Genomic DNA, 25,956 nt, shown 5'->3' on the forward strand with positions numbered 1-25,956 from the left:
GCCTGTGTGCCCCCCCGGGGGGGGGGGGGGGGGGGGGGGGGGCCCCCCCCCCCCCCCCCCCCCCCGCGGGCGGGGGGGGGGGGGCCCCGGGGCCCCCCCCCCCCCCCGCCCGCCCACGGTCGCGTCCGCGACCCGGGGCGCGTCAGCGACGCAACGTCGCGCGCGCCAGACGGTTCCCGAGGAACTGCCCGAGCTGGACGATGACCACGATCGCCGCCACCGAGACGTAGACGATCCACCAGTCGTAGCGCTGCGAGCCGTAGTTGATCGCGTACTCGCCGAGGCCGCCGCCACCGACGATCGCGCCCTGCGCCGTCATGTCGACGATGCCGACGTAGATGAACGTGTACCCGAGGATGAGCGGCCCGAGGCCCTCCGGGATGAGCACCGTCAGGAGGATCGACACCGGGTGCGCTCCCGACGCCCGGGCAGCCTCGACCACGCCGGGGTCCACCGCGAGCAGGTTCTGCTCCACGATCCGGGCGACGGCGAACGACGCCGCGAACGAGATCGCGAACGTCACCGCGGGGACGCCGATGGTGGTGCCCACGACCTCCCGCTGCAGGGGACCGATCGCAGCCAGGAGGATCACGAACGGGATCGGCCGGACGATGTTCACGACGACGTTGACGACGGTGTGGACGGTCCGGTTGCCGAGCAGGTTGCCCGGGCGGGTGGCGTACAGCGTGAGCCCGAGGGCGAGGCCGATCACACCGGCGACGACGAGCGAGATGATCGTCATCACGAGGGTGTCGCGCACCGAGGCGACGAAGACGTCGAACGTGTCGATCACGCTCTGGAAGGTGTTGTTCACGCCGCCGCCTCCTCGTCCACGGTGGTGCCGCTCGCGCGCAGATCGCGGACGGCCTCGTCGACGGCGTGCGGGTCGTCGCTCGTCAGCTCGTAGGTGAGCGAGCCGATCCGGCGCTCCCGGATCTCGCCCACACCGCCGAACACGAGTTCGGCCGTCACGCCGTGCGCGCGCCACGCGGCATCGATGCGGTTCTGCAGGCCGACCTCGTCGGATATCTGCACGGTGACGAGTCGACCGGTGTGGTGTTCACGGAGCCGCACGAGCTGCTCCGCGGACGGTCGGTCGTGCAGGGCCGTCCGGACGAACCGCTGCGCGGCCGGGGTCTGCGGCTTCGAGAACACGTCGTACACGTCGCCGACTTCGACCACGCGGCCGTGCTCCATCACGGCGACGCGGTCCGCGATCTGCCGCACGGCGTCCATCTCGTGCGTGATGACGATGATCGTGACGCCGAGCTCCCGGTTCACCCGGCGGAGCAGGCCGAGGACCTCGGACGTGGTGTCCGGGTCGAGGGCGCTCGTGGCCTCGTCGGCGAGCAGCAGCTCGGGGTTCGAGGCCAGCGCACGGGCGATGCCGACGCGCTGCTTCTGCCCGCCGGAGAGCTGCTCCGGGTAGGCGTACGCACGGTCCAGCAGCCCGACGAAGTCGAGCAGTTCCGCGACGCGACGGTCGCGCTCCTGCTTGCCGACGCCCGCGACCTTGAGCGGGTACGCCACGTTGCCCGCGATCGTCCGGGACCGGAAGAGGTTGAACTGCTGGAAGATCATCCCGATGCGCCGACGCGCCTGACGGCGGTCCCGCTCGGGGATCGCCGTCAGGTCCTGTCCGGCGACCGTCACCGACCCGGAGCTGGGCAGCTCCAGGGCGTTGACGAGCCGGACGAGCGTCGACTTCCCGGCACCGGAGTAGCCGATCACCCCGAGGACCTCTCCCTGGTGCACGTCCAGGGAGACGTCCTCGACCGCGGTGACGGTCTCGCCGGTGTCGGCGCGGCGGTAGTGCTTCGAGACGCCGCGGAGTTCGACGAGGGCAGACACTACTGCTTGGCCGCCTTCGCGTCCTGCTCGACGCTCGCGAGCTCGCTCTGCAGCTTCGACGCGCTCACGTTGCGCGCGACGGCCTGCGGGTAGTCCTTCGTGAACGCCTTCTGCACCGCGCTGTCCTGGAACAGCTTCGCGAGGGCCAGGTAGGTCGCGTCGTCCTTGTCGGCGTTCCGGACGGCGAACACGTTGACGTACGGGGCTGCGCTGGCGCTCGACGGGTCGTCCTTCGAGATGACGTCCTTGACCGGCAGGCCGGCGGACGTCGCGAAGTTGTTGTTCACGACGGCCGCCGCGACGGAACCCTGCTGCAGCGCGTTCGCGGTCTGCGAGGCGTCGAGGGTCTGCACGTCGACCTTGTGGGTCTCGATGTCGCCGGTCGTCGAGAACGCGGTGCCGCCGTCCTTCAGCGTGAGGAGCTTCGCGTCCTGCAGCACGAGGAGCGCACGCGCCTGGTTGATCGCGTCGTTCGGGATCGCGACCTTCGCGTCCGCCGGCAGGGCCGAGGCGCTGTCGTACTTCGTCGCGTAGAGCGGCAGCGGGTAGACGGCCGTCGAGCCGATCGGCTGGAGGTCGTCGTCCGAGGTGACGTTGTAGTCCGCGAGGTACTGGATGTGCTGGAACTGGTTGATGTCGATCTGCTCGTCCTTGAGCGCCGGGTTCGGCAGCGAGTAGTCCGAGAAGTTCACGAGCTGCACGGTGACGTTCAGCTTCTCCTTCGCGAGCTTCGTGTAGGTCTTCCAGTACGGCAGCGCCTTGTCCGCGACACCGATCTTCACGGTCTTGGCGGCACCGCCGTCGGCAGTCGCACCCGCCCCACCGTCACCACCGGCACGGACGGCACCGACGATCACGGCGACGACGATCGCGACGACGACGACGGCCGCAGCGACGATCCAGCCGATCGGACGCTTGCCCTTCGGCTTCTGGGGCAGTGCAGGTGCGGACATGGTGCTCCTCGTGGGGTGAGCGGTGCGTGGTCTTCGACTCGCCCGCGGAGCAGCACTGGTCCGTGGCGTGCGACGAGTGTGACCGGTGACCCACGGGTGCCGCGAGTTGCGTTCCGCCGTGTTACAGCCGTGTGACAGCGCGGTCGGGTTCACTCGGACGGGTGCGGAGCATCGAACTCGTCCTGTCCCCGGCGTCGGACGCGGCCGTCCGAGCGGTGTGGGACGAGCTGATCGCTGACGACCTGCCGAGCCTCGGTCGGCACGTGTCGGCGTCGAACGCGCCGCACGTCACCCTCGCTGCCGGTCCTGACCTGCCCGTCCCGACCGGGTTCGACGCGCCCGTGCCCGCGACGCTCCGGCTCGGCGGTGTCCTGCTCTTCCCCGCCGGTCCGGAGCGGTCCGTGCTCGTCCGGGCCGTCGTCGTCGACCCGGCGCTCGCCGCCTTCCACGAGGCCGTCCACCGCGCTGCGCCCGGCGGCGTCGACACCTCGCTGCCGGGTGCGTGGTCGCCGCACGTGTCGTTCGCACGGCGGGTCCGGGACGTCGACCTCCCTCGGGCGCTGGCGGCACTCCGGCGGGCACCGCTGCCCGAGGTGCTCGAGGTGAGCGGCGTGCGGTTCTGGGACGGCGAGGCGGGGGCGGTCACGCCGCTGGCGTGAGGAGCGGTTCGGCGCCGGGACGGGCCTCCCGGCTGCGTCGTCCCGTCCGCGTCCCGCCGCCGTCGGAGTAGCGTCGTCAGACCCCGAGGACGCGCTCGGCGAAGGCGGAGCCGAAGACGCGGTCCGGGTCCGCGGCGCGGACCAGGTCGCGGACGGCCGGGAGGCGCGGGTACAGCCCGGCGATCGCCTCGCCGTCCAGGGAGCTCATCTTCCCCCAGTGCGGCCGCCCGTCGAAGGGGGCGAGCAGGCCCTCGAGGTCGGGCAGGAGCGCCGCGACCTCGGCCGGGTGCTTCTTCCAGGTGAAGGCGATGCAGAGCACGTCCTCACCCTGGGTCGGGCTCAGCCAGAACGGATCGGCCGCCATCGTCCGGAGTTCGCAGACGTGCAGGTGCGGCTGGATGCGCTCCGCCATCGTCCGGACGGCGTCGAGGGCCGCCGCCGCGTGCCGGAGCGGGACGAAGTGCTCGCTCTGGACCTCGGACCCGACGCTCGGGACCGACTCGATGGGGAAGTGCGGCAGGCGGTCCCACCACGGACCGACCGACCCGTCGCGGGCGGTGTGGTGCCCGTCACCCGGTGTCCCCGGCCGCTTCGGCGCACCGAGGAGGTGTTCCGGCACAGTCACGTCGACGGCGCCGTCGGGGACGCGGGACTTCACGAGCACGTCGCTGATCTCGTCGCCGAACACCGTGTACGAGCACACCGAGTAGGCGGCGGCGTGGACCTCGGCGACGTGCGCGGTGAAGACGTCCCACGGGACCGGGCCGTAGGAGTCCTGCCGCATGCCGTAGGTCGGCTGGAGGTCGAGGGCCACCCGGGTCACGATGCCGAACAGCCCGAGGTGGAGGACCGTGCCCGCGAACCCGGGGTCGTCGCGGCGCACGGTGTGGAGCTCGCCGTCCGGCCCGATCAGCTCGAGGGAGCGGACGGCGGTGCTCAGCGAACCGAGCGTCGTGCCGGAGCCGTGCGTGCCGGTCGCGACCGCGCCGCCGATCGAGATGTGCGGCAGCGAGCCCATGTTGTGCAGGGCGAACCCGGCGCGGTCGATCTCCGGTGCGACGAGTCCGTACCGGGTCCCCGCGCCCATCGTCGCGGTCCGTGCGTCGGTGTCGACGACGAGGTCGGTCGGGACGCCCGTGAGGTCGAGCAGCACACCGGGGGTGTCCGCGACGTCGTTGAACGAGTGCCGGGTGCCGAGGCCGTGCACCCGCGGGGAGCGGGCCACGACCTCGGCGGCCTCGGCGACGGAACCGGGTCGGACGACGCGCTCCGCCGTGTAGGTGACCGTGCCGGACCAGTTCAGCTCGCTCGTCGTCGACCACATGCCGCCCACGATGCCACGCGCCGCCGACGGCCGCGGGAGCGCCGTCCGCCGGGCCGCCGCGGCAGCGCCGATCACGGGGCAGCCGCCGCACCGGTCCGGTGGTCGGGCGGGCCGTCAGTGCATCGACGGAGCCGGGGCACCCTCCGGGGTCTCCGGGCGGCGGACCATCGACGCGGTCACGATGCCGGCGAGGGAGATGATCGCGCCGACCAGGAACGCGGTCTTCACGCCCGTCGCGGTGGCCGCGGCGACGTCCGCCGCACCAGCGCTCGCCGCACCCGCCGCCCCGATGGTGAGCAGGGTCACGAAGAGTGCCGTGCCCGCGGCACCCGCGAGCTGCTGTGCCGTGCCGAGCACCGCGCTGCCGTGCGAGTACAGCTTCGGCGGGAGCCCGCCGAGCGCCGAGGTGAAGAGCGGCGTGAAGGTCAGCGCCAGCCCGATGCTCAGGACCACGTGCGCGCCGAGGACGAACCAGACGCTCGTGCCGACGCCGACGGTCGAGAGCGCCCAGAGCACGGCGCTGACGATGATCGAGCCGGGGATGAGCAGCACGCGCGGGCCGCGGCGGTCGTAGACGCGACCGACCACCGGCGAGAGCAGCCCCATGATCAGGCCGCCGGGGAGCAGGAGGAGCCCGACCTGCAGGACCTCGAGCCCGAGGACGCGCTCGAGGTAGATCGGCAGCAGGATGAGGGTGCCGAACATCGCCATGAAGCTGACGACCATCGCGACGATCGGGATGGTGAAGCCGGCGGTGCGGAACGTGCGCAGGTCGAGCAGGGCCGAGTCGCTGCGCTGCAGGCGGGTCTGTCGGAGCACGAACACCGCGAGGGCGACCACGCCGACCACGAGCGACACGATCGGCACGAGCGGCCCGGTCGACCCGGCCTCGCCGATGCTCGACAGCCCGTACACGAGCCCGCCGAACGCGAATGCGGAGAGCACGACGGAGAGCACGTCGATCGGGGCCTTCCGCGGCGTGGACACGTTGCGCACCTTGACCATGCCGAGGATCAGCGCGGCGATCGCGATCGGGAGCACGAAGCCGAAGAGCCAGCGCCACGAGAACGCGTTGAGGATCAGCCCGGAGATCGTCGGACCGACGGCCGGGGCGACGGAGATGACGATCGAGATGTTGCCCATCACGCGCCCGCGGTGCGCCGGCTCGACGAGCGTCAGCACCGTCGTCATGAGGAGCGGCATCATGATCGCCGTCCCGCTCGCCTGCACGATGCGCCCGACGAGCAGCATCGTGAAGCCCGGGGCGAGCAGCGCGACGAGCGTGCCGGCGGAGAACAGGCTCATCGCCCAGACGAACACCGGCCGCGTGTTGAACCGCTGCAGCAGGAACCCGGTGATCGGGATGACGACGGCCATCGTGAGGAGGAACCCGGTCGTCAGCCACTGGCCCGTGGCCGCGCTGATGCCGAGGTCGTCCATGAGCCGGGGGAGCGCGACGCCCATGATCGTCTCGTTGAGGATGACCACGAACGCGGAGACGAGCAGGAGCCCGATCACGAGCCGGGTCTCGCCGGAGGACGGCTGCGTCACGCTCCCGGTGCGGGGTGCGGAATCGACGGCCTGGGTCATGCGGGGCTCCTGGTGGATCGCGACGTACGGGACGAGGGGGCGCCGGAGCGCAGACAGGGCAACCGCCTGAACGGATTCGATTATTCCGCTTCCAACCGACACTCCGGTGAACGGCCGGTGCTCGGTGCTCGGTGCTCGGTGCAGGCGGTCGGCGCTCAGTGCAGGATCGAGAACCCCTCGGTGTCCCCGTGCGGCACCACCGGGCGGAGCGCGACCTCGGTCACCTCGGCCGAGGGCGGGCCGCTGTGCAGCAGGTCCATGAGCCGGTCGACCGCTGCGGACGGCCCCTCGGCCTCCACCTCGACCGTCCCGTCGAACAGGTTCCGCGCGTACCCGACGAGGTCGAGCCCGTCGGCCTTCCGCGCCGTCCAGTACCGGAAACCGACCCCCTGCACCGTGCCCGACACCACCGCGTGCATCCTCGTCACCGTCGTCATGCCCTCACCGTAGGCGTGCGCTCCCCGGACGAGTTTTCGGCGGTGTTACCGACTCGTGAAACCCGGTGATAGAGTCATCGCAACCCGAACACTTCGAGTCAACATGACACTATCTCCTGAGCCCTCCATCCGCGTCGCGGTGTCCACCGTGATCGTCGCGCTGCGTCCGCACCCGGACACGGGTGCACCGGCGCTGTGGATGCCGCTCGTGCGTCGGGTCGCGGAACCGTACGAGGGCTCGTGGGCGCTCCCGGGCGGATGGGTGCGACCGGACGAGGGGCTCGAGGACTCCGCCGCGGCGCGTCTCCGGGAGACCACGAACGTGCAGCCGCGGTACCTCGAGCAGCTCTACGCGTTCGGGGACGTCGACCGCTCCCCGAGCCGGGTCGTCTCGATCGTGTACTGGGCCCTGGTGCACCCGGACGAGGCGAACGTCGTGCCCGACGACTGGAACGTCCGCTGGTTCCTCGCCGACGAGCACCCACCGCTCGCGTTCGACCACGACCGCATCGTCGAGTACGCCCTGTGGCGGCTGCGGAACAAGATGTCGTACTCCCGGATCGCGCAGGCGTTCCTCGGCGACCGGTTCACCCTCGCCGAGCTCCGCGGCGTGTACGAGGCGGTGCTCGGGCGGGCGCTCGACCCCGCGAACTTCCGACGACAGGTGGAGAAGACCGACGCGGTCCTGCCCACCGACGAGACCACGAGCGGGGGACGGCACCGTCCGGCCCGGCTCTACCGTTCCAACCCCGACCTCGCGTACGCGGACAACGGTCCGCTGCACCGGGCCGAGCAGCCAACGAACCGATAGGAACCACCGTGTCCATCGCGACCACGATCGAGCTCATCTCCAACGGCGGCGCCGCCGGCAGCACGTGCACGCCGGACCTCGCGGTGCCCGCGTGGGACTTCGACTCCCGGCCCGGCTACGGTCCGGGGTCGTCGATGTCCGACGTCATCCCGACCGGGGCTCCCCGGCAGGGCGGCATCCCCGACGAGTACAAGACCGCGAGCGACGAGGAACTGCACGAGCGCATCGAGCGGGCGAAGGCCACCCTCGGCGACCGCGTCGTCGTCCTCGGGCACTTCTACCAGCGGGACGAGGTCGTGCGGCACGCGGACTTCCTCGGAGACTCGTTCCAGCTCGCCAACGCCGCGCTGACGAAGCCCGACGCCGAGGCCATCGTGTTCTGCGGCGTCCACTTCATGGCGGAGACGGCGGACATCCTCGCGCGGGACGACCAGCGGGTCATACTGCCGAACCTCGCCGCGGGCTGCTCGATGGCCGACATGGCGGACATCGACAGCGTCGAGCAGGCCTGGGCGGAGCTCACGGCGGTCTACGGCACCGAGCCGGACGCCGACGGACGCGTCCCGGTCATCCCGGTCACCTACATGAACTCCGCGGCGGACCTCAAGGCGTTCTGCGGCCGGAACGGCGGCATCGTCTGCACGAGCTCGAACGCCGCGACCGTCCTCGAGTGGGCGTTCGAGCGCGGGCAGCGCGTCCTGTTCTTCCCCGACCAGCACCTCGGCCGCAACACCGCGAAGGCCATGGGGATCAGCACCGACCGCATGCCGATGTGGAACCCGCGGAAGGCGCTCGGCGGCAACGACGTCGCGGCCCTGCAGGACGCCCGGGTGATCCTCTGGCACGGGTTCTGCTCGGTGCACCGCCGCTTCACCGTCGACCAGATCGACCAGGCCCGACGCGACCACCCCGGCGTGCAGGTCATCGTCCACCCGGAGTGTCCGATGGCGGTCGTGGACGCCGCGGACCACGCGGGCAGCACCGACCTCATCCGGAAGACCGTGGCGGCCGCGACCGAGCCGACGACGTTCGCGATCGGCACCGAGATCAACATGGTGAACCGGCTCGCGGCGGAGTACCCGCAGCACACGATCTTCTGCCTGGACCCGGTCGTCTGCCCGTGCTCGACCATGTACCGGATCCACCCCGGCTACCTCGCGTGGGTGCTCGAGGCGCTCGTCCGCGGTGAGGTCCTCAACGAGATCGTCGTGCCCACCGACGTCCAGGCCGACGCGAAGGTCGCCCTCGAGCGCATGCTCGCCGCCAAGCCCCGCGGCTGACGCGGGACCGCCGGGACGGAAGGAGCACACCGTGCACGTCGTCATCGTGGGGTCCGGCATCGCCGGGCTCACCGCCGCGATCCGTGCGAGCAGCCGCCACGACGTCACCCTCGTGACGAAGGGCACACTGACCGACGGCGCCACCCGGTACGCCCAGGGCGGTGTCGCCGTGGCGCTCGGCGCCGACGACTCCGCCGCCCTGCACCAGGCGGACACGCACGTCGCCGCCGCCGGCAGCGCCGACGCCCGCGCGGTCGAGGTGCTCTGCACCGACGGGCCCGCCCGCGTCCGCGACCTGCTCGCGCTCGGCGTGCCGTTCGACCGCACCACCGACGCGGCGAGCCTCGACCGGCACGGCGACGACCTCGCCCGGGGTCGTGAGGCCGCGCACGGTCGCTGGCGGGTCGTCCACGCCGACGGCGACGCGACCGGCGCGGCGATCGAGCGGACCCTCGTCGACGCCCTGCACCGGCGCCACGTCACGATCCTCGAGCGCACCTGCCTCGTCGACCTCGTGGTCCACGGCGGCGCGGTCGTCGGCGTCGACGTCCTGGACCTCCTCGGCGAACCGCGGCGGCTCGACGCCGACGCGGTCGTCCTCGCCTCGGGCGGCGCGGGACACCTGTACCGCGAGACCACGAACCCGCTCGTCGCGACGGGGGACGGCCAGGCGGCGGCCTGGCGCGCGGGCGCCGTGCTCGCCGACGTCGAGTTCGTCCAGTTCCACCCGACCCGCCTGGCCGTTCCGGACGGCGGGCTCGTGTCCGAGGCCGTCCGCGGCGAGGGCGCCGTGCTCCGCGACGCCCGCGGTGACCGCTTCATGACCCGTCTCCACCCGGACGCCGAGCTCGCCCCGCGTGACGTCGTCGCCCGGGGCATCGCCGCCGCCGTCCGCGACCAGGGCGGCGCACCGGTGCACCTCGACGCCACCGGCCTCGACCCGGACTTCCTCGTCCGTCGGTTCCCCGGCCTCACCCGCGCCACGCGCGCCGCCGGCTACGACTGGACCCGCGAGGGCGTCCCCGTCGCCCCCGCGGCCCACTACGCCATGGGCGGCGTCGCGACCGACGCCGAGGGACGCACCAGCCTGCCCGGACTCCTCGCGGTCGGCGAGGTCGCCTGCACCGGGGTCCACGGGGCGAACCGGCTCGCCTCGAACTCGCTGCTGGAGGGCCTCGTCTTCGCGGTCCGCGCCGCGGACGCGCTCGGTGCACCGCGACCCGACCGGATCCGCCTGCGCGGCGACACGACGTTGGACGTCGTGACCGTCGCCGACGCTGCGGACGCGACCCGTGCCTCCCGGCAGGACCGGACGGGAGGCCCGGATCACCGCACCGACGCCGCGGACGTCCGTCAGGCGGTGCAGTCCGTCATGACGGACCGGGTCGGGCTCCTGCGCGACGCGAGCGGACTCGCGAGCGCCCGCCGCGACCTCGACCGCCTCGGCGTGCCGGCGCCCACCGGCGTCCGCGAGCACGAGGACCGCGCCCTGCTCGACCTCGCCCGGCTGACCGCCCGCGCCGCCGAGGCCCGCACCGAGTCCCGCGGCGCGCACGCCCGGACCGACCACCCCGACACCGATCCCCGAGCCGCACGACCGAACGGCTGGGTCCTCCGACCCGCGGCCGTCCCGCAGGAGGTACCCGCATGACCGACACCGCCGCACCGACGCCCGACGCCCTCGTCGTCACCGATCCCGGCTCGATCCCGCCGCACGTCCTCCGGCGCGTGGTCGACACCGCGCTCGAGGAGGACGCCCCGTGGGGCGACGTCACCAGCGAGACCCTCATCCCCGCGGGCGCCACGGCGACCGCGGTCCTTGCCGCACGGGAGCCCGGCGTGCTGAGCGGCGGCGGCGTCTTCGTGTCGGTCATGCACGCCGTGGACCCGACGATCCGGGCCGAGGTGCACGTGGCCGACGGCACCGGGTTCGTCGCGGGGGACACCCTCGTGACGGTGTCGGGGCCGGCACGGTCGGTCCTCCGCGCGGAACGGGTCGCACTCAACCTCGTGCAGCGGATGTCCGGCGTCGCCACGCTCACCGCGGCCTACGTCGCGGCCGTCGCGGGCACCTCGGCGCGCATCGTCGACACCCGGAAGACGACCCCGGGGCTCCGCGCGCTCGAGCGGTACGCGGTGCGGTGCGGTGGCGGCCGGAACCACCGCACGTCGCTGTCGGACGCCGTGATGGCGAAGGACAACCACCTCGCGGTGCTCCTCGCGAGCGGCATCGACATCGGTGACGCGGTGCGGGCTGCCCGGCAGCGGCTCGGCCACACCGTGCACCTCGAGGTCGAGGTGGACCGCGTCGACCAGGTCGAACCCGTCGTCGCGGCGGGCGTCGACACGATCATGCTCGACAACTTCGGACCGGACGAGCTCGTCGAGGGCGTCGCGATCGTGGCCGGGCGTGCCCTGGTCGAGGCGTCGGGCGGGGTGGCCCTCGACACCGTCGGTGCGATCGCCGCGACGGGGGTCGACGTCATCTCCGTCGGTGCCCTCACGCACTCGGCCCGGGCCCTCGACCTCGGGCTCGACATCGCCGTCTCGGCCTGACGTGTTCTACCTCGACCGCGCCGCCACCACGCCCGTCCGCCGCGAGGTGCTCGAGGCGATGTGGCCGTACCTCACCGGCACGTTCGGCAACCCGTCGTCGACGCACGGTGTGGGGGACGCCGCCGCGCGGGGTCTCGCCGACGCCCGGTCGGCTGCGGCCCGGGTGCTCGGCTACCGGCCGGCCGAGGTCGTCTTCACCACCGGGGGCACCGAGGGGGCGAACACGGCCGTCAAGGGCATCGCCCTCGCGGCGCCGCGGGGGCGACACGTCGTCACGAGCGCGATCGAGCACGAGGCCGTGCTCGAGAGCTGCCGCTACCTGGAGCGGCACCACGGCTTCGAGGTGACCGTGCTGCCGGTCGACCGCGAGGGCGTCGTCCACCCGGACGTCCTCGCCGAAGCGCTCCGTCCCGACACGACGCTCGTGACGATCGCGCACGCGTCGAACGAGGTCGGCACGGTGCAGGACGTCCGCGCGCTCGGCGCGGTGGCGCACGGCGTGGGGGCACGGTTCCACACCGACGCCGTGCAGTCCGCACCGTGGCTGCCGGTCGGGCCCGAGGCCACCGACGCGGACGCGGTGTCGCTGTCCGGTCACAAGCTCGGCGCGCCGAAGGGGACCGGCGTCCTCGTCGTGCGTGGCGGGACGCCGCTCGAGCCGCTCCTGCACGGCGGAGGACAGGAACGCGGACGGCGGTCCGGGACCGAGGACGTCGCCGGCGCGGTCGCCGTCGCCACCGCGCTGACGCTGCACGCGGGGGAGCGGACGGACGCCGCGGCCCGGGCGACCGCGGTGCGGGACGCCGTGCTGGACGGCGTGCTCGCGGCCGTGCCCGGGGCGTTCGTGACCGGTTCGCGGACGTCGCGGCTCCCGGGGCACGCGTCGTTCTGCTTCCCGGGCGTGCACGGCGAGACGGTGCTGCTCGAGCTCGAGCAGCGGGACGTGGTGTCCTCGTCGGGCAGCGCGTGTGCGGCGGGGAGCACGGAGGCCTCGCACGTCCTCACGGCACTCGGGCTCGACGAGGACACGGCGCGGTCGGCGGTGCGGCTGACGTTCGACGAGTCCCTCGCGCCGTCGGACGTGCCCGCCGTCGTCGGTGCCGTGCGGGACGCCGTCGCCGCGGTGCGCGCGCTGGCCTGAGGCAGCCGTCGCGGCGAGCCGGATCGGGTGTACTAGACGTTCTACTCCATGAGTGGGGTCGTGTCCCCCCTTTTGCGGACCGGGGAAGTGCGTCAGGCTGTCCGCATGGCAAACGCGATCACGACTCGGGTCCGGCGGGAGGACCGCTTCCGGGCAGTCCAGCTCCTCCCCGCACCCGCGACGGTGCTCGCGCTCGTCGTGGCCGCCCAGCACGACCTCGGCGCCGGACCCCTCGCGGTCGTGGCCGTCGTCGGAGCGCTCGCGACCGTCGGGAGCGCCCTGCTCCCGATGATCCGGCCGGCCGTCGACCGAGCCGCCGTGGCCATCCCTGAGCACCGGTCGATGCCCGCACCGACCGAATCGGACCGGTACCGAGAGGACACCGAACACCCCCTCTGAAGTACAGCCCTACCGGACCAGCACCGCCGGACCCGCCCCCCTGTGGGTCCGCGGTGCACCCAGCCGGACGCGACCCCCTGATCTGCGTCCGGCGCGGGGCACGACATCCCCCTGTCGTCGTGCCCCGCCGCACACCGCGACCCGCCGTGGGCGTGGCGTCGACCCTGCGACGCCGTGCCCCCTGATGCCCACGGCGGGCCGGTGACGCACACCGCGGGCCGGTGCCGCCCGCGAGCGACGGTCAGTCGCGGACCGGAGCCGGGACCGTCCCGGGCCACACGTAGGCCAGGTCGTCGGGGTCGTCCGGGAACAGCGGCCGGTAGAACTCCGGCGCCTTCTGCAGCAGCTTCGAGCGGTGCGACCGGTGCAGGGCCTCGTCGTCGTTCCACGGTGGTACGGCGAAGTCGCCCGAGGCGTAGGCCTCGAGGTCCTCGGGGACGAGCGCCAGGTCCGCCACGGTCTTGTCGCGGCAGGTGTCCGGGTGCCCGCGCTCGACCCACACCGCGCACGTCGCGTCCTGGTAGGCCATGAGTGCCGGCCGGTAGCCGCGCCACATCGCCGTCACCGGGTGGTTCTGCCAGCCGTAGTCGGGCAGCGTCAGGGCGCGCATCACCTGCAGGGTCTCGACGCGCTGCTTGCCGAGCCGACGGTCGTCGAGCACCTCGGCCGAGGCGCGGAAGTCGGCGTACGGCAGGAACGTCTGCATCGACCGGACGCTACCCGCGGCGCGCTGGCAGGGCTCCCCGACACATGCCGTCACACGCGCACCCCGGGGGAGCGCTGCGTGTGAGCATCGACGACATGAGCGCAGCACTCGTCGTCGGCGTCAGCGGCAGCCCGTCGGATCCGTCGCGGACCTCGACCCTGGTCGCGGCCACGGTCGCACGCCTCGGGCAGGAGTTCGAGGACGCTCGGACCGAGACGGTGGAGATCGGTCCGCTGCTCGCCGACCTCGGCGCGGCCAGCTCGCGGGAGGCGATGGCCCCGGCCACGGCCCGCGCCCTCGAGCTCGTCGAGACGGCGGACGTCCTCGTGGTCGGCAGCCCTGCGTTCCGTGCCGCGTACTCCGGCGCGTTCAAGCTCTTCTTCGACTGGGTCGGGCAGTACGACCTCGTCGACACCCCGGTGCTGCTCACGGCCACGGGCGGCAGTGACCGGCACGCGCTGCTCGTCGAGCACCAGATGCGGCCGCTGTTCGGGTTCTTCCAGTCGACGACGCTGCCGCTCGGGGTGTTCGGCAACGAGCGCGACTTCACCAAGCGCGAGGGCGCCTACGACATCGCGAGCGTCGACCTCGAGCTCCGCATCGACCAGGCCGTACGACGGGCGCTGCCGATCATCCGCGGGGGCTTCGCCACCGCCGGCGCAGCTGACGTGCGCCGCCCCGCCGAGTTCTAGCGGCTCACGGCCCAGCGCGACCAGCGGTCGAGGTTCCACGACACCCCCGCTCGCGTTCGCCGAGGTGCCGGGCATCGCCGGTGGCGAGCGTCCAGGATCCTGGAACCTCGCGACGCGACGAGGGCCGCGCCCGGACGGGAGGCGCGGGGCGGGCCCGCACCGTGCCTCCAGGCCGTCAGTCGGTCGGGTCCGCCACCAGGGACGCGACGTGCGCGACGGCCAGTCGGTACCCGTCGGCGCCCGCGCCGGCGATGACGGCCGTCGCCGCCGTCGCGACGTGGTCGACGTGCCGGAAGGGCTCGCGCTTCCACGTGTTCGACAGGTGCACCTCGACGACCGGGACGGTGAGCGCCTCGACCGCGTCGTGCAGCGCGACCGAGGTGTGCGCGTAGGCCGCGGGGTTGATCACCACGGCGACGAAGTCGTCGAGCGCCTCGTGCAGCCACTCGACGAGCTCGCCCTCGCGGTTCGTCTGCCGGAAGTCGGCCTCGAGCTCGTGGACCGCCGCCTCGGTGTGCACGATGGCCTCGATCTCGGCGAGCGTCGTCGTACCGTACTGCGCCGGGTCGCGACGGCCGAGGATGTCGAGGTTCGGCCCGTTGAGCACGAGGATGCGCGGTGCGGTCATGCGCCGAGCCTACCGAGGGCCGAGGTCACGGGCTCGTGCACGTGTGCCGGGGTGAAACATGCCTCAGCTATGTGAACGGTCACAAACCGGTGTAGCGTCTCCGTCCGGGCCGGCGGAGTTGTCGGCTGCAACACATCGACGTGGAGTGTGAATGGTTCTCGCGGCAGCGAACAGCGGGATCCGGCTCGACTTGGGCTGGGTCGACTACTTGATGATCATCGTGTACTTCGCGGTGGTGATCGGCATCGGGTTCACCGCCCGGCGGCAGGTCCGCACGAGCATGGACTTCTTCCTGTCCGGACGGTCGATGCCGGCGTGGATCACGGGCCTGGCGTTCGTGTCCGCGAACCTCGGCGCGACCGAGATCCTCGGCATGGCGGCGAACGGTGCGCAGATCGGCATGGCGACCCTGCACTACTACCTCGTGGGTGCCGTGCCCGCGATGGTGTTCCTCGGGCTCGTGATGATGCCCTTCTACTACGGGTCGAAGGTGCGCAGCGTGCCGGAGTTCATGCTCCGCCGGTTCGGCAAGGCGCCGCACCTGGTGAACTCCATCGCCTTCGCGGTGTCGAACGTCCTCATCGCCGGCATCAACCTCTACGCCATGGCCATCGTCATCGAGGCGATGCTCGGCTGGCCGGAGTGGCTCGCGATCCTCGTGTCCGCCGCGTTCGTGCTCGCGTACATCACCCTCGGCGGCCTGAGCAGCGCGATCTACAACGAGGTCATGCAGTTCTTCGTGATCATCGCCGGCCTCGTGCCGCTGACGATCGTCGGCCTGCACCGCGTCGGCGGCTGGGGTGGCCTGACCGAGGCGATCAAGCAGACCCAGGGTGTGCAGCACCTGCAGGCGTGGGCCGGCACCGGCATCGGCGACGTCACGAACCCGATCGGGGCGAACTGGCTCGCGATCGTGCTCGGCCTCGGCTTCGTGCTGTCCTTCGGCTACTGGACCACCAACTTCACCGAGGTCCAGCGCGCGTTCTCCGCGAAGAACATGTCGGCAGCCCGCCGCACCCCGCTCATCGCGGCGATCCCGAAGCTCTTCATCCCGTTCATCGTCGTCGTCCCCGGTCTGATCGCCGCGGCCGTCGTCGGCAACCAGTTCGCCTCGGGTGCGCTCACCTACAACGACGCGATCCCGAAGCTCATCCAGATGTACCTCCCGACCGGTGTGCTCGGCATCGCCGTCACGGGCCTCCTCGCCTCGTTCATGGCCGGCATGGCCGCGAACGTCTCGTCGTTCAACACCGTCTTCACGTACGACATCTGGCAGCGCTACATCAAGCCGAACATGCCCGACCTGCACTACCTGCAGGCCGGCCGCTGGGTCACCGTCGTCGGCGTCCTCGTCGGCATCGGCACCGCGTTCCTGGCCGCGCAGGCCGGCAACATCATGACGTACATGCAGACGCTGTTCTCGTTCTTCAACGCACCGCTGTTCGGCGTCTTCATCCTCGGACTGCTCTGGAAGCGGATGACCACCGCCGGGGCGCTCTGGGGGTACATCCTCGGCATCATCGCCCCGACGATCACCTGGATCGCCTACCTCGTGAACCCGGACCTCTTCGCCACCGCGACCGCCGAGACGCTCTACGGCGCGATCATCTCCTTCGTCACCGTCCTCGTCGTCGCCGTGGTCGTGTCCCTCGCCACGAAGCCGAAGGACGTGTCGGAGCTCGGCGGGCTGGTCTACGGCGTCGGCAAGATCGACATGACCGCCGGGGCCGTCGCCACCGACACCGCCTGGTACCGCTCGCCGGCCCTCCTCGGGACCGTCGCGCTCGTGCTCTGCGTCGCCCTCTACCTCCCGTTCCTCTGATCCGCTCGAAGGAGATCGCTCATGCGTGACGACACCACCACGATGACCGAGGAGCAGCAGGCCCTCGTCCGTTCCACCCGCCGACTCGACCTGCGCCGCATCCTCGGAGGCCTCTTCGTGGTCTACGGCGTGATCACGACGATCGTCGGGATCGTCAACTACGGCACCGACCCGGAGAAGACCGGCGGCATCCACATCAACCTGTGGGTCGGGCTCTCGCTGCTCGTCGGCGGCCTGCTCTTCTTCCTGTGGGACCGGCTGAACCCGGTGCCCGCGGCGGACATCATCGGCCAGGCCGAGGCCGAGGAGCACCAGAAGGCGGCCGGCGAGGGCCGCGAACTCGCCTGACGCACCCGCACCGGTCCGACGGCCGTCCGCTCCGGCGGGCGGCCGTCGGTCGTCCCTGGCGGCGTCGGCATGGAGGCACGGTGCGCGTCCGTCGCGCTGGCCTCACTCAGTCCTCCTTGACCGTCCGCCGCAAGGGCTCTAGTATTGACATGTCGGTCGGGTGCTGCTCGGCCGAAAGTGAGCCCCGGAGTTTCCTGCAGCCAGCGCGGGACCGGGGTTTTGCGCTGTCCGGGCTACTGCACCAGGACGAGCGCGTCCTGAGGTCGCGACTCCAGCAATCCGCGGGAGTGCGCTCCACAGGCGATGTCTGCCAGAGCGAGCAGGGGTTCGTCCGAACCGCGGACGTGCTCGTGGCGGATACCGTTGCCGATGCCGCGGTCCCGGAGCGACTCGAGCATCGAAACGTCGCTGGCATCGCGGACTCGGCTTCGCGACTCGAGCACGAGTGCACGGACGTCTCGCTGTTCGAGTTCTCACACCAGGCGCTCGATGCACCGCCGCCGCCGTCGTTCCGTGCGGGCGGGTTGGCCGTCGTAACGCACCACCACGATGCTCACCGCCCGGGTGAGGAGACCGAGCCAGGTCAACCGCTGACCGCCGAGTGCTTCGTACCAGTGCAGTTTCCGCATGCGCTTCGGAGTCGCGCTCCGCACGGCTCCGCGCGCCTCGCTCGCGTCTGCCGCATCGATGAGGACCGCGGCCATCACGTACACGGTGTGATCCAGCCCGCCGCCCGGCTCGGATTCGTCGACGTAGGCAGTCCGCATCGATCCAGAATATTGCGTATCACGATCGTTCCGGCTCGGAACCGTGCTTGCGGAGGGACAGGGGTCTGCGAGAGGTTCTGGGGAAGCGAAGGAGCCCCCATGCCCACGATGGTGTTCATCAACCTGCCGGTCGCCGACCTCGACCGGTCGAAGTCCTTCTACGAGTCCCTCGGCTACACGATCAACCCCGACTTCACCGACGAGACCGCGGCGTGCGTCGTGGTGAGCGACACCGTGTACGTGATGCTGCTCACCCACGCGAAGTTCGCCGAGTTCACCGACAAGACGATCGCCGGGCCGGACACGATCGAGGTGATCAACTCCCTCAGCGCTGACTCGAAGGACGACGTGCACCGGATCGTCGACGCTGCCGTCATGTCCGGCGGGAGCGAGGACCGGCCCGAGATGGACCTCGGCTCCATGTACCAGCGGAGCTTCACCGACCCGGACGGCCACCGTTGGGAGCACGTGTGGATGGACCAGGCCGCGATGCAGGACGGTCCCCCGAGCGAGTAGCAACGTGTCGGCGGTGGACGACAGGATGGGTGCGTGAGCACCGGAGAACCCGTCGTCCCGCAGTCCCTCGTCGTCGGTGCGGATGGTCTCGCCCGCCCGGTCTGGGCGTCGACCGACGAGATGCTCCGCACCTACTACGACACCGAGTGGGGGATGCCCGTCCGCGACGAACGGGGCGTGTTCGAGCGGCTGTCCCTCGAGGCGTTCCAGTCCGGGCTGTCGTGGCGGACGATCCTCGCGAAGCGTCCGGCGTTCCGGAGCGCCTTCGCGGACTTCGACCCGGACGTGGTCGCCGGGTACGGCGAGGACGACGTCGCGCGACTGATGGCCGACGCGGGCATCGTGCGGAACCGGGCGAAGATCCTCGCGACCATCACGAACGCGAACGCGACGGTGGCACTGCGCGAGGACGGAGGGCTCTCCGACCTCGTGTGGTCGTTCCGGCCCGAGCGCACGCCCGAGCCGGTCACGTTCGCCGACGTCCCGACGACGTCCGACGAGTCGGTGGCGCTGTCGAAGGCGCTCCGGAAGCGCGGGTTCGCGTTCGTCGGCCCGACCACGATGTACGCGCTGATGGAGGCGATCGGCATCGTCGACACGCACCTGCTCGGCAGCCATCGGCGGGGGAGCTCCGGCGTCTGGAGCTGAGCGGCCACCGGTGCGCGGGCAGGGCTACGGTCGAGGCATGACCTCGGAACCGGACCCCGCCCCGAACCGATCGCGGACGGTGCCGGTGCAGCCGATCGGCGCCGAGCACGTCGAGGTGCCGGCCGACACGCCGACGCCCGCGCCGGAAGCTCCCGGTGACGTGCGCCCGCAGCACGACCCGGCAGAGGTCCGGATCGCCTTCCTCCTCTTCCCCGGGCTGACCCAGCTCGACCTGACCGGACCCGCGCAGGTCCTCGCACGGGTGCCCGGTGCCTCGGTGGAGTACGTCGCGGCGAGTCCCGACCCGGTGCCGAGCGACTGCGGCCTCGCGCTCGTCCCGACCGCGACGTTCGCGACCGCGCGGGCGGCGGACGTCCTCGTCGTCCCCGGCGGCGACGGAACCTTCGACGCGATGCTCGACCCGGACGTCGTCGCGTTCGTCCGGCGCACGGCGGAGCACGCCACCTGGGTGACGTCGGTGTGCACCGGCGCGTTCGTGCTCGGCGCGGCGGGCCTCCTCGCGGGCAAGCGCGCGACGACGCACTGGGCCTCGAAGCCGATGCTCGCGGCGTTCGGCGCGGACCCGGTGGAGCAGCGCATCGTCGACGACGGCGCGGTCGTCACCGCGGCCGGGGTCAGCGCGGGCATCGACATGGCGCTCTGGCTGGCCGGTGAACTCGCCGGACAGCCGGCAGCCGAGCGCATCCAGTTGCAGATCGAGTACGACCCGCAGCCGCCGTTCGACGCCGGGTCGGCCGAGCGGGCGGACGCCAGGGTCGTCACCGAGGCACGCGCTGCGGCCGAGGACGCACGGGGTGAGCGGGTGGCGCGCGCGGCCGCAGCGGTCATCCGCTGACGTCGGGGCCGCCGCCTACCGGTTGCCCTTCGAGCCGCGCTTCGGCTTGCCCTTCATCCCGCGCTGGACCTTGCCGCGCCCGGCCTTGCCGCCGCCGGTCTTCCCGCTGGTGCCCTTCGTGGCTCCGCGCTTGGCGGTGGTGCGGCTGTTCGCGGCGGTCGCCTTGCCGCCGCGAGAGCCGGAGCCGGAACCGGAGCCGGCCGCGGACGAGCGCGAGCTGCTCTCGTCGGCGCGATCCGGGCCTCTCCCACCCGGCACGGCCGTCCCGTCGCTGGCGCGACGGTCCGGAACCGGCGGGCGGGGCCCAGTCTGGTCCTGACCACCCCGGGAACTGTTGGCGGTCCGCCCGCGCACCACGCCGATGAACTCCTCCGTGGTCTCGGAGGCGTCCTCCGAACGCCAGGCGAGCAGGATGCGGGTGCCGGGGGAGCCGGTGAGCGGCCGGGCGACGAGGTCCTTCCGGCTCGCCGCACGGAAGAGCGACTGCGGGAGGACCGCGACGCCGACGTTCGCCTCGACCAGGTCGAGCGTCGCGTCGACGTCCGCGGGGACGGGGCCGGCGTCGACGACGTGGACGTCCGTCGTGGTGAGGTCGACCTCGGTCGCGTCGGCGAGCGGGGAGTCCTTCGGCATCGCGACCACCGCGGTCTCGGTCCAGAGCGGGATCGCGTTGTGGTGGTCGGGGACGGGCTCGCGGGCGAAGACCATGTCGGCCTCCCCGGCGAGGGCGTCGTCGACCTCGTCCGCGCCGATCGGGCGGAGACGCAGCTCGATCGTGGGGAACCGCTCGCGCCAGACGCGGGCCCACTTCGCCGGGGACACCCCGGGCACGAAGGCGATGGTGAGGGCCTCGGTCATGCAACCGAGCATAGGGGCCGTACCCTGGTGTGCATGGCGCAGGAACAGACCATGAAGCCCGAGACGGCCGCGAAGAAGCTCGGTATCCTGCTGTCGGCCGCCCCGGAGTCCTTCCGCGGTGCGCCGATCAGCAGGACCGCGTTCGACGAACTCCGGACCGAGCCGCCGGCGTGGCTCGAGGACCTCCGTCGCGACGGTCCGCACCCGCGACCCGTCGTGGCGCAGAAGCTCGGCGTGTCGATCTCGGGGCTGAGCCGTGCGGGCATCGACGACCCGCTGACGACCGCGGAGATCAAGACGCTCCTCCAGGAGAAGCCCGAGTGGCTGGTGCGCGAGCGGGCGACGCAGGCCGCGGTGCACGCCGAGAACGCCCGGGTGAAGCAGGAGCGCGCCGCGAAGGCCGCCCGCTCCGAGGACTGAACACCTCCGACCGCCCATGACCGCCGTGCACGAGACCGTCGCCGACGCGATGCTCGTCGTGCCGCAGTTCGCGTCGGTGTGCTGCATCGTCGGTGACCGCTACCGGCCGCGCATCGGTGTGGTCGTCCCGGCGATGGTGATGCTCGTCGCGATGCTGCTCCCGGTCGTGCACGCGGGCGCGGTGTGGACGCTCCTCGCCGCGACCGTCCTCCTGCTGCTCGCGCCGCTCCCGGTGGTGCGACGCCGTCGCCAGGACGGGCGCCGCGCCGAACCGATGGACCTGCACCGCGCGCTCTCGGCGGTCGTGATGGCCGGGATGCTCCTGATGGGCCACGCGACCGGTGCAGTCGACGGACACGCTGGTCACGGCATCGCGCTCACGGCGGTGCTCGGCGCCGGCGTGATCGGCTACTGTGCGTTCAGCGGGTGGCTCCTCCGGTACGAGTGGGCGCAGGAGGACCGCAGGGCGGTCCGGAGCGGCGAGGTCTTCGCGATGACCGTCGCCGTGGTCGGCATGACCCTCGCGATGTAGCGGTCAGTCGCGCGTCGACTCGTCGGTCGTCCGCGCGACGCGGTCCTTCGTGACACGGTCCTTCGCGGCGCGCATGGTGTCCTTCGGCACGGGTGGCACGCCACGGCGGATGCCCCGGACCCCGACGGCCGCGAGGACGCCCGTCACGATCGCGAACACGACGAGCGTGATCCCCGTCGCCGCCCAGACCGGGAGCGCGAGGGCGAGGAGCGCCACCACGAAGCCCGCGAGCAGCACGAGGGTGGTCAGGGCGAACGCGACCGCCGCGCCCGTGAGCACCAGGCCGGTCCTCGCGCCCTTCGCGCGGGCACCGACCTCACGGCGGGCGGCTGCGACCTCCTCCCGCACCGCACGGAGGAGCGGCTCGAGGGCTCGCTGCACGAGGCCGGCGGTGAGCGAGTCGCGGGTGGACGGCTTGCCGCCGTCGTGGTCGTCGGTGCTCACGGGGGCTCCTCGTCGTCGGCGCGTCGGGCGCGCGTCACGGTCAGTGTCCGGCCACGCTACGCGCGGCTCCCAGGGCGCGGTACCGTCGTGGCATGTCCGAACGTGCCGCCCGCCGTCCCGACCCCACCCCGCGGTTCGACGAGGTCGACGAGCGCATCCTCTGGACCCTCGCCGAGGACGCCCGCATCCCGAACAACCGGCTCGCCGCGGCCGTCGGCATCGCCCCGTCGACGTGCCTCGCTCGTGTCCGTGCCCTCGAGGACGCCGGGGTGGTCCGCGGCTACCGGGCCGACGTCGACGTCGCGCGGCTCGGGTTCTCGATCGAGGCGATGGTCTCGGTCCGCGTCCACGCCGCCGCACGGCACGAGCTCCGGGAGTTCGCGAAGCGGCTGCTGCAGGTGCCCGTCGTGCAGGACGTGTCGTTCCTCGCGGGTGACAAGGACTTCCTCGTGCACATCGCGTGCACGTCCACCGAGCAGCTCCGGGACTTCGTGGCCGACGAGCTGAGTGGTGACCCGTCCGTGGCGACCACCCAGACGAACATCGTGTTCGAGCGGCTCGTGGCGGACCGGACGCACCGGGGGCGGTCGTTCGACGAGCTCCGCCGCTGGCGTGCGGAGCGGTCTAGCGGGTGAGGGTCATCGGGATGTGCGGGATCCGGTCCTCGGAGTACGGCGCCCCGGAGCGGACGAAGCCGAACCGGCCGTAGAAGTCCTCGAGGTGCTCCTGCGCTCCGAGGAGGATCCGCGGGCCACGGGCCTCGGTGATCGCTGCCTCGATGAGCCGTCCGGCGAGCCCGTGTCCGCGGGCGTGCCGAGCGGTGGCCACGCGGCCGATCCGCTCGCTGCCGTCCGGTTCGCGGAGCAGCCGCACCGTCGCGTCGACCGATCCGCGTCCCGCCCAGAACTGCACCGTGCCCGGCTCGAGGTCGCGGCCGTCGATGTCGTCGTACGCGGCGCCCTGCTCGACCACGAAGACGTCCTGCCGCAGACGGAGGATCTCGTGCAGCGTCACGGGGTCGAGGTTGCGGGTCGGGGCGCTGAAGATCGGGACCAATGCCGGCCTTTCCTGACGTTTCCCCACGAAAGGGGATGCGAACTCGGGCGGACGGGCGTACCGTACCGGGCAACCACTCTACGTGCGCAGCCAGGATCAGGAGGTGAGCGCATGGATCAGGCGATGCGTGCACCCCTGAGCACGCTGGTCCGGTACGTCCTGCTGGGCGTCGGGCTCGCTGCTGCCCTCGTGCTGCTCACCCTCGTCTTCGGCGTGCGGTCCGCTTCGGCGTCGACCGCCGCCCTGCCCTCCGCCGCGTCCACCAGCGACCGGCCGGGTCTGCTCGGCGGGGTGACGGAAGGCCTCGGATCGGCCGTGCAGGGCGTCACCCGCGGCGTCGGTTCGGTCGTCGGTGAGGTGGTCGACCCCGTCCGCACCGCCGTCGCCCCGAAGCCTCCGTCGCAGCACCCGGCTCCCCGTCCCGCGGCTCCGGCCCCGGCGCCCGCGGCGCAGCCGGTTCCCGCTGCGCAGCCGGCGCAGCCCGCTGCCCGACCGGCACCCGCGGAGCCCGCTCCGGCACCCGCGAAGTCCGCTCCGGCGCCGGTCGCGCCGGTCCACAACTCGGCCGCGGCGCCCGCGGCGCCCGCCGCGCACGCACCCGCCGAGCCCGCAGCACCGGCTCCCGCACCGACGTCCACGGCGGGCTCCGCGACCGAGGCGGCCAGTGCCTACCGGCCGCTGACCGGCACGCTCGCGACGGCACTGCGCCCCGTCACGGGAGCCGTGCAGGACCTCACCGACGCACGCCCCGTGACCGGGCTCGTGGACGCTCTCGACCGCGTCGTCGCCGGACTCCCGGTCGTCGGACCGGTCGTCGGCGACGGTGCCCTCGGGACCGTCACGGCGCCCGTCACCGGGCTCGTCGACGACACACTCGGCGGCGTCGGCGGCACGGTCGGCGACCTCCCCGGCGTGGTCGACGGCACGGTCCCGCTCACGCCCGGCGGCGTGCTCCCGCCGCTCGACGGCGCACAGCCACCGGTCGCAACCCCGCCTGGAGGCACGACCCCCGTCACCGGGACCGGCCTGCCCCCGGTGGGCAGCGGCTCCGGTGCCCCCGCGGTCACCTCCACGCCAGCGCCGTCCTCCGTGCCGCAGGCCGGGTCGGCCGACGCTGCGGCAACGACCACGTCACCGGTCGCGGCGGTTCGGGTCCCCGCGGCCGGTGACGCGTCCCTCGGCACCGCCCCGACGACCTCCGTGGTCGTGGACGGGCGCGCGCTCCTCGTCCCGGAGGGTGGTGCCCCCGTGCACCTGCCGGCCGACGGCCCCGCCGCGACCGGCACCCCCGGTGGTGCGACGGGCGGTTCATCGATCACCGCGCCGGTCGGCACGACCGCCGGTTCGGACCCCCGGTTCTCCCTCGCCGCGGGGTCACGCGGTTCCCTCGCCGACGACGTGGTCCCCGCGTCCGTCGTCGGCGACCACGACGTCGCCCCTGACTGAGATCGGTGCGCCTGTCCGCCACGGCAGGCACGCACACACCCCGACCGTCATCACGGTCGGGAACCGATCTCGATCAGGGAGTGAACGACCATGAACAAGTACGTCTCGAGAGGGCTCTGGTTTGCCCTCTTCGTCGGCGGCCTGACCCTCGGGGGAGCCGCGGCAGCGAACGCCGCGACGACCTCCGGAGCGGACGGAGCCGTCTCGGGCACACAGGTCGCCCCGTCCGTCGACGCACCGGTGTCCGTCACCGGCAACGCGCTCGGCGTCCTCGGCGACGCGGTGTCGACGGTGACCGGGTCCGGCGCTGCGTCGACCCCGGCACCCGCGGCTCCGGCATCCTCGGCTCCGGCAGCTCCGGCTCCGGCGCCGGTCACCTCGGGGGCGGCCGGCACCGCCTCGGGGACGCAGGTCGCTCCGGCGGTGAGCGTCCCGGTGACCGTGTCCGGCAACGCCGTCGGGGTCGCGGGCGATGCGTCCTCGGCGACCGCTCCGGCGGCTCCGGCACCTGCCCCGGCACCCTCAGCGCCTGCGCCGACCACGTCGGGCACGGACGGCACGGCCTCCGGGACGCAGGTCGCCCCGGACGTGGACGTCCCCGTGACCGTGTCCGCCAACGCCGTCGGGGTCGCGGGCGATGCGTCCTCGGCGGCGGCTCCGGCCGCTCCGGCTGCGGACTCGTCCGCTCCGACCGCACCGGCCCCGACCACCTCCGGCGCGGACGGCACCGCCTCGGGCACGCAGGTCGCCCCGGTCGTGTCCGTGCCGGTGACGGTTTCGGGCAACGGGGTCGGCGTCCTCGGTGACGGCGCGGCCTCCGGCTCGACGACCACGGCGCCGGTCGGGACGGGGACGGGCACGGGAGCCCCGACGCCGACCACGGACGGTTCCGACGGGCTGCTCTCCGGCACGCAGGTCAGTGGCCTCGTGTCGGTGCCCGTGACGATCTCCGGCAACGGGATCGGGGTCGTCGGTGACGGCACGAGCTCGGGTTCGACGTCCGGCACGGGTTCGACGGGTTCGGTGCCGTCGGCCGGTGGGACGACGGATGGTTCGGACGGCATCGGTTCGGGGACGCAGGTCGCGCCGGTGATCAGCCTGCCGGTCACGGTCGGTGGGAACGGGATCGGGGTCGTCGGTGACGGCACGAGCTCGGGTTCGACGTCCGGCACGGGTTCGACGGGTTCGGTCCCGTCGGCCGGTGGGACGACGGAAC

At 72.6% G+C, this 25,956-nt stretch carries 30 protein-coding genes; 18 read left to right on the top strand and 12 right to left on the bottom strand.

The genetic code is table 11. The annotated features are described in order from the left end of the window. Positions 1-142 precede the first annotated feature (142 nt). The 3 genes from ACIPYW_RS10040 to ACIPYW_RS10050 are packed head-to-tail and all read right to left on the bottom strand — an operon-like array spanning position 143 to position 2,804. Complete coding sequence (locus ACIPYW_RS10040; RefSeq protein WP_290131143.1) at positions 143-814, bottom strand: methionine ABC transporter permease; 672 nt, start codon at positions 812-814, stop codon at positions 143-145. Then, positions 811-1,851: a methionine ABC transporter ATP-binding protein gene (locus ACIPYW_RS10045; RefSeq protein WP_290131144.1), complete on the bottom strand. Its 1,041-nt coding sequence runs from the start codon at positions 1,849-1,851 to the stop codon at positions 811-813. Before ACIPYW_RS10045 ends, ACIPYW_RS10040 begins: the two co-directional genes overlap by 4 nt. Then, positions 1,851-2,804 (bottom strand): MetQ/NlpA family ABC transporter substrate-binding protein, encoded by a 954-nt coding sequence (locus ACIPYW_RS10050; protein WP_400412987.1) that lies wholly within the window; start codon positions 2,802-2,804, stop codon positions 1,851-1,853. The genes ACIPYW_RS10045 and ACIPYW_RS10050 overlap by 1 nt, the downstream gene beginning before the upstream one ends. A gap of 161 nt (positions 2,805-2,965) precedes the next feature. Here ACIPYW_RS10050 and ACIPYW_RS10055 point away from each other — a divergent pair, with 161 nt between their 5' ends. Next, on the top strand, positions 2,966-3,463 hold the full coding sequence (locus tag ACIPYW_RS10055) for a 2'-5' RNA ligase family protein (RefSeq protein ID WP_400412989.1): 498 nt from the start codon (positions 2,966-2,968) through the stop codon (positions 3,461-3,463). Between the two features lie 76 nt (positions 3,464-3,539). Here ACIPYW_RS10055 and ACIPYW_RS10060 read toward each other — a convergent pair whose 3' ends face one another. From ACIPYW_RS10060 to ACIPYW_RS10070, 3 genes are all read right to left on the bottom strand, one after another. Continuing rightward, positions 3,540-4,862, bottom strand: a complete 1,323-nt coding sequence (locus tag ACIPYW_RS10060; RefSeq protein WP_400412990.1) for an FAD-binding protein — start codon at positions 4,860-4,862, stop codon at positions 3,540-3,542. Between the two features lie 39 nt (positions 4,863-4,901). Next, a complete protein-coding gene (locus tag ACIPYW_RS10065) occupies positions 4,902-6,377 on the bottom strand; it encodes an MDR family MFS transporter (RefSeq protein WP_400412992.1) in 1,476 nt (491 codons plus the stop codon). A gap of 155 nt (positions 6,378-6,532) precedes the next feature. Beyond that, a complete protein-coding gene (locus ACIPYW_RS10070; RefSeq protein ID WP_400412993.1) occupies positions 6,533-6,814 on the bottom strand; it encodes an acylphosphatase in 282 nt (93 codons plus the stop codon). A 103-nt stretch (positions 6,815-6,917) separates the two neighbouring features. Between ACIPYW_RS10070 and ACIPYW_RS10075 the strand changes: the two genes are divergently transcribed. The 6 genes from ACIPYW_RS10075 to ACIPYW_RS10100 all read left to right on the top strand — a co-directional run bounded on the left by ACIPYW_RS10075 (position 6,918) and on the right by ACIPYW_RS10100 (position 13,001). Further along, a complete protein-coding gene (locus ACIPYW_RS10075) occupies positions 6,918-7,625 on the top strand; it encodes an NrtR DNA-binding winged helix domain-containing protein (protein ID WP_400412995.1) in 708 nt (235 codons plus the stop codon). 8 nt (positions 7,626-7,633) lie between these two features. Then, a complete protein-coding gene (gene nadA / locus ACIPYW_RS10080) occupies positions 7,634-8,905 on the top strand; it encodes a quinolinate synthase NadA (RefSeq protein WP_400412996.1) in 1,272 nt (423 codons plus the stop codon). 31 nt (positions 8,906-8,936) lie between these two features. After that, complete coding sequence (nadB, locus tag ACIPYW_RS10085) at positions 8,937-10,556, top strand: L-aspartate oxidase (protein WP_400412997.1); 1,620 nt, start codon at positions 8,937-8,939, stop codon at positions 10,554-10,556. Next, positions 10,553-11,461, top strand: a complete 909-nt coding sequence (gene nadC, locus ACIPYW_RS10090) for a carboxylating nicotinate-nucleotide diphosphorylase (protein ID WP_400412998.1) — start codon at positions 10,553-10,555, stop codon at positions 11,459-11,461. Before nadB ends, nadC begins: the two co-directional genes overlap by 4 nt. Position 11,462: 1 nt before the next feature. Next, positions 11,463-12,602 carry a cysteine desulfurase family protein gene (locus ACIPYW_RS10095; RefSeq protein ID WP_400412999.1) on the top strand — a complete coding sequence of 380 codons (1,140 nt, stop codon included), beginning with the start codon at positions 11,463-11,465 and terminating at the stop codon, positions 12,600-12,602. Positions 12,603-12,707: 105 nt separating this feature from the next. Next, on the top strand, positions 12,708-13,001 hold the full coding sequence (locus tag ACIPYW_RS10100; RefSeq protein WP_400413001.1) for a hypothetical protein: 294 nt from the start codon (positions 12,708-12,710) through the stop codon (positions 12,999-13,001). Positions 13,002-13,242: 241 nt separating this feature from the next. On the opposite strand, the gene ACIPYW_RS10105 is transcribed toward ACIPYW_RS10100, so the two are convergent. Beyond that, positions 13,243-13,707, bottom strand: a complete 465-nt coding sequence (locus ACIPYW_RS10105; protein WP_400413002.1) for an MSMEG_6728 family protein — start codon at positions 13,705-13,707, stop codon at positions 13,243-13,245. Between the two features lie 95 nt (positions 13,708-13,802). Here ACIPYW_RS10105 and ACIPYW_RS10110 point away from each other — a divergent pair, with 95 nt between their 5' ends. Continuing rightward, positions 13,803-14,399 carry an NAD(P)H-dependent oxidoreductase gene (locus tag ACIPYW_RS10110; RefSeq protein ID WP_400413003.1) on the top strand — a complete coding sequence of 199 codons (597 nt, stop codon included), beginning with the start codon at positions 13,803-13,805 and terminating at the stop codon, positions 14,397-14,399. Positions 14,400-14,574: 175 nt separating this feature from the next. On the opposite strand, the gene aroQ is transcribed toward ACIPYW_RS10110, so the two are convergent. Continuing rightward, positions 14,575-15,027: a type II 3-dehydroquinate dehydratase gene (aroQ, locus tag ACIPYW_RS10115; RefSeq protein ID WP_290131158.1), complete on the bottom strand. Its 453-nt coding sequence runs from the start codon at positions 15,025-15,027 to the stop codon at positions 14,575-14,577. 151 nt (positions 15,028-15,178) lie between these two features. On the opposite strand from aroQ, the gene ACIPYW_RS10120 reads away from it, so the two are divergent. Further along, positions 15,179-16,849 (top strand): sodium:solute symporter family protein, encoded by a 1,671-nt coding sequence (locus tag ACIPYW_RS10120; RefSeq protein WP_400413004.1) that lies wholly within the window; start codon positions 15,179-15,181, stop codon positions 16,847-16,849. Positions 16,850-16,870: 21 nt separating this feature from the next. Then, positions 16,871-17,197: a hypothetical protein gene (locus tag ACIPYW_RS10125; protein ID WP_083513473.1), complete on the top strand. Its 327-nt coding sequence runs from the start codon at positions 16,871-16,873 to the stop codon at positions 17,195-17,197. Positions 17,198-17,670: 473 nt separating this feature from the next. Here the strand turns inward: ACIPYW_RS10125 and ACIPYW_RS10130 are convergent, their stop codons facing one another. Next, complete coding sequence (locus ACIPYW_RS10130; protein ID WP_400413006.1) at positions 17,671-17,964, bottom strand: hypothetical protein; 294 nt, start codon at positions 17,962-17,964, stop codon at positions 17,671-17,673. Between the two features lie 99 nt (positions 17,965-18,063). Between ACIPYW_RS10130 and ACIPYW_RS10135 the strand changes: the two genes are divergently transcribed. Genes ACIPYW_RS10135 through ACIPYW_RS10145 form a run of 3 tightly spaced genes read left to right on the top strand, consistent with a single transcriptional unit; the run spans position 18,064 to position 19,984 of the window. Continuing rightward, positions 18,064-18,480 carry a VOC family protein gene (locus ACIPYW_RS10135; protein WP_400413008.1) on the top strand — a complete coding sequence of 139 codons (417 nt, stop codon included), beginning with the start codon at positions 18,064-18,066 and terminating at the stop codon, positions 18,478-18,480. Positions 18,481-18,513: 33 nt separating this feature from the next. After that, a complete protein-coding gene (locus tag ACIPYW_RS10140; RefSeq protein WP_400413010.1) occupies positions 18,514-19,128 on the top strand; it encodes a DNA-3-methyladenine glycosylase I in 615 nt (204 codons plus the stop codon). Between the two features lie 37 nt (positions 19,129-19,165). After that, positions 19,166-19,984 carry a DJ-1/PfpI family protein gene (locus ACIPYW_RS10145; RefSeq protein WP_400413012.1) on the top strand — a complete coding sequence of 273 codons (819 nt, stop codon included), beginning with the start codon at positions 19,166-19,168 and terminating at the stop codon, positions 19,982-19,984. Positions 19,985-19,999: 15 nt separating this feature from the next. Here ACIPYW_RS10145 and ACIPYW_RS10150 read toward each other — a convergent pair whose 3' ends face one another. Beyond that, positions 20,000-20,842: a LysR family transcriptional regulator substrate-binding protein gene (locus tag ACIPYW_RS10150; RefSeq protein WP_400413014.1), complete on the bottom strand. Its 843-nt coding sequence runs from the start codon at positions 20,840-20,842 to the stop codon at positions 20,000-20,002. Between the two features lie 33 nt (positions 20,843-20,875). Here ACIPYW_RS10150 and ACIPYW_RS10155 point away from each other — a divergent pair, with 33 nt between their 5' ends. Next, a complete protein-coding gene (locus ACIPYW_RS10155; RefSeq protein WP_400413015.1) occupies positions 20,876-21,262 on the top strand; it encodes a DUF5997 family protein in 387 nt (128 codons plus the stop codon). 16 nt (positions 21,263-21,278) lie between these two features. Then, the gene (locus ACIPYW_RS10160) at positions 21,279-21,794 is read left to right on the top strand and encodes a hypothetical protein (protein WP_400413016.1); all 516 of its coding nucleotides are present in this window, start codon (positions 21,279-21,281) and stop codon (positions 21,792-21,794) included. Positions 21,795-21,797: 3 nt separating this feature from the next. Here the strand turns inward: ACIPYW_RS10160 and ACIPYW_RS10165 are convergent, their stop codons facing one another. After that, positions 21,798-22,238, bottom strand: a complete 441-nt coding sequence (locus tag ACIPYW_RS10165) for a phage holin family protein (protein WP_400413017.1) — start codon at positions 22,236-22,238, stop codon at positions 21,798-21,800. Positions 22,239-22,330: 92 nt separating this feature from the next. On the opposite strand from ACIPYW_RS10165, the gene ACIPYW_RS10170 reads away from it, so the two are divergent. Next, positions 22,331-22,873, top strand: coding sequence for an Lrp/AsnC family transcriptional regulator (locus tag ACIPYW_RS10170; protein ID WP_400413019.1), 543 nt, complete (start codon positions 22,331-22,333; stop codon positions 22,871-22,873). Here the strand turns inward: ACIPYW_RS10170 and ACIPYW_RS10175 are convergent. After that, on the bottom strand, positions 22,863-23,294 hold the full coding sequence (locus tag ACIPYW_RS10175; protein ID WP_400413021.1) for a GNAT family N-acetyltransferase: 432 nt from the start codon (positions 23,292-23,294) through the stop codon (positions 22,863-22,865). The genes ACIPYW_RS10170 and ACIPYW_RS10175 overlap by 11 nt on opposite strands. Before the next feature lie 123 nt (positions 23,295-23,417). Between ACIPYW_RS10175 and ACIPYW_RS10180 the strand changes: the two genes are divergently transcribed. Together ACIPYW_RS10180 and ACIPYW_RS10185 are read left to right on the top strand one after the other, a co-directional pair. Beyond that, on the top strand, positions 23,418-24,740 hold the full coding sequence (locus ACIPYW_RS10180) for a hypothetical protein (RefSeq protein ID WP_400413023.1): 1,323 nt from the start codon (positions 23,418-23,420) through the stop codon (positions 24,738-24,740). A gap of 90 nt (positions 24,741-24,830) precedes the next feature. After that, positions 24,831-25,956 (top strand): hypothetical protein (locus ACIPYW_RS10185; protein ID WP_400413025.1); only part of this gene is annotated, 1,126 nt, incomplete at its 3' end.

Origin of the sequence: Curtobacterium sp. NPDC089689, assembly GCF_044749145.1 — a bacterium.
Classification (GTDB): domain Bacteria; phylum Actinomycetota; class Actinomycetes; order Actinomycetales; family Microbacteriaceae; genus Curtobacterium.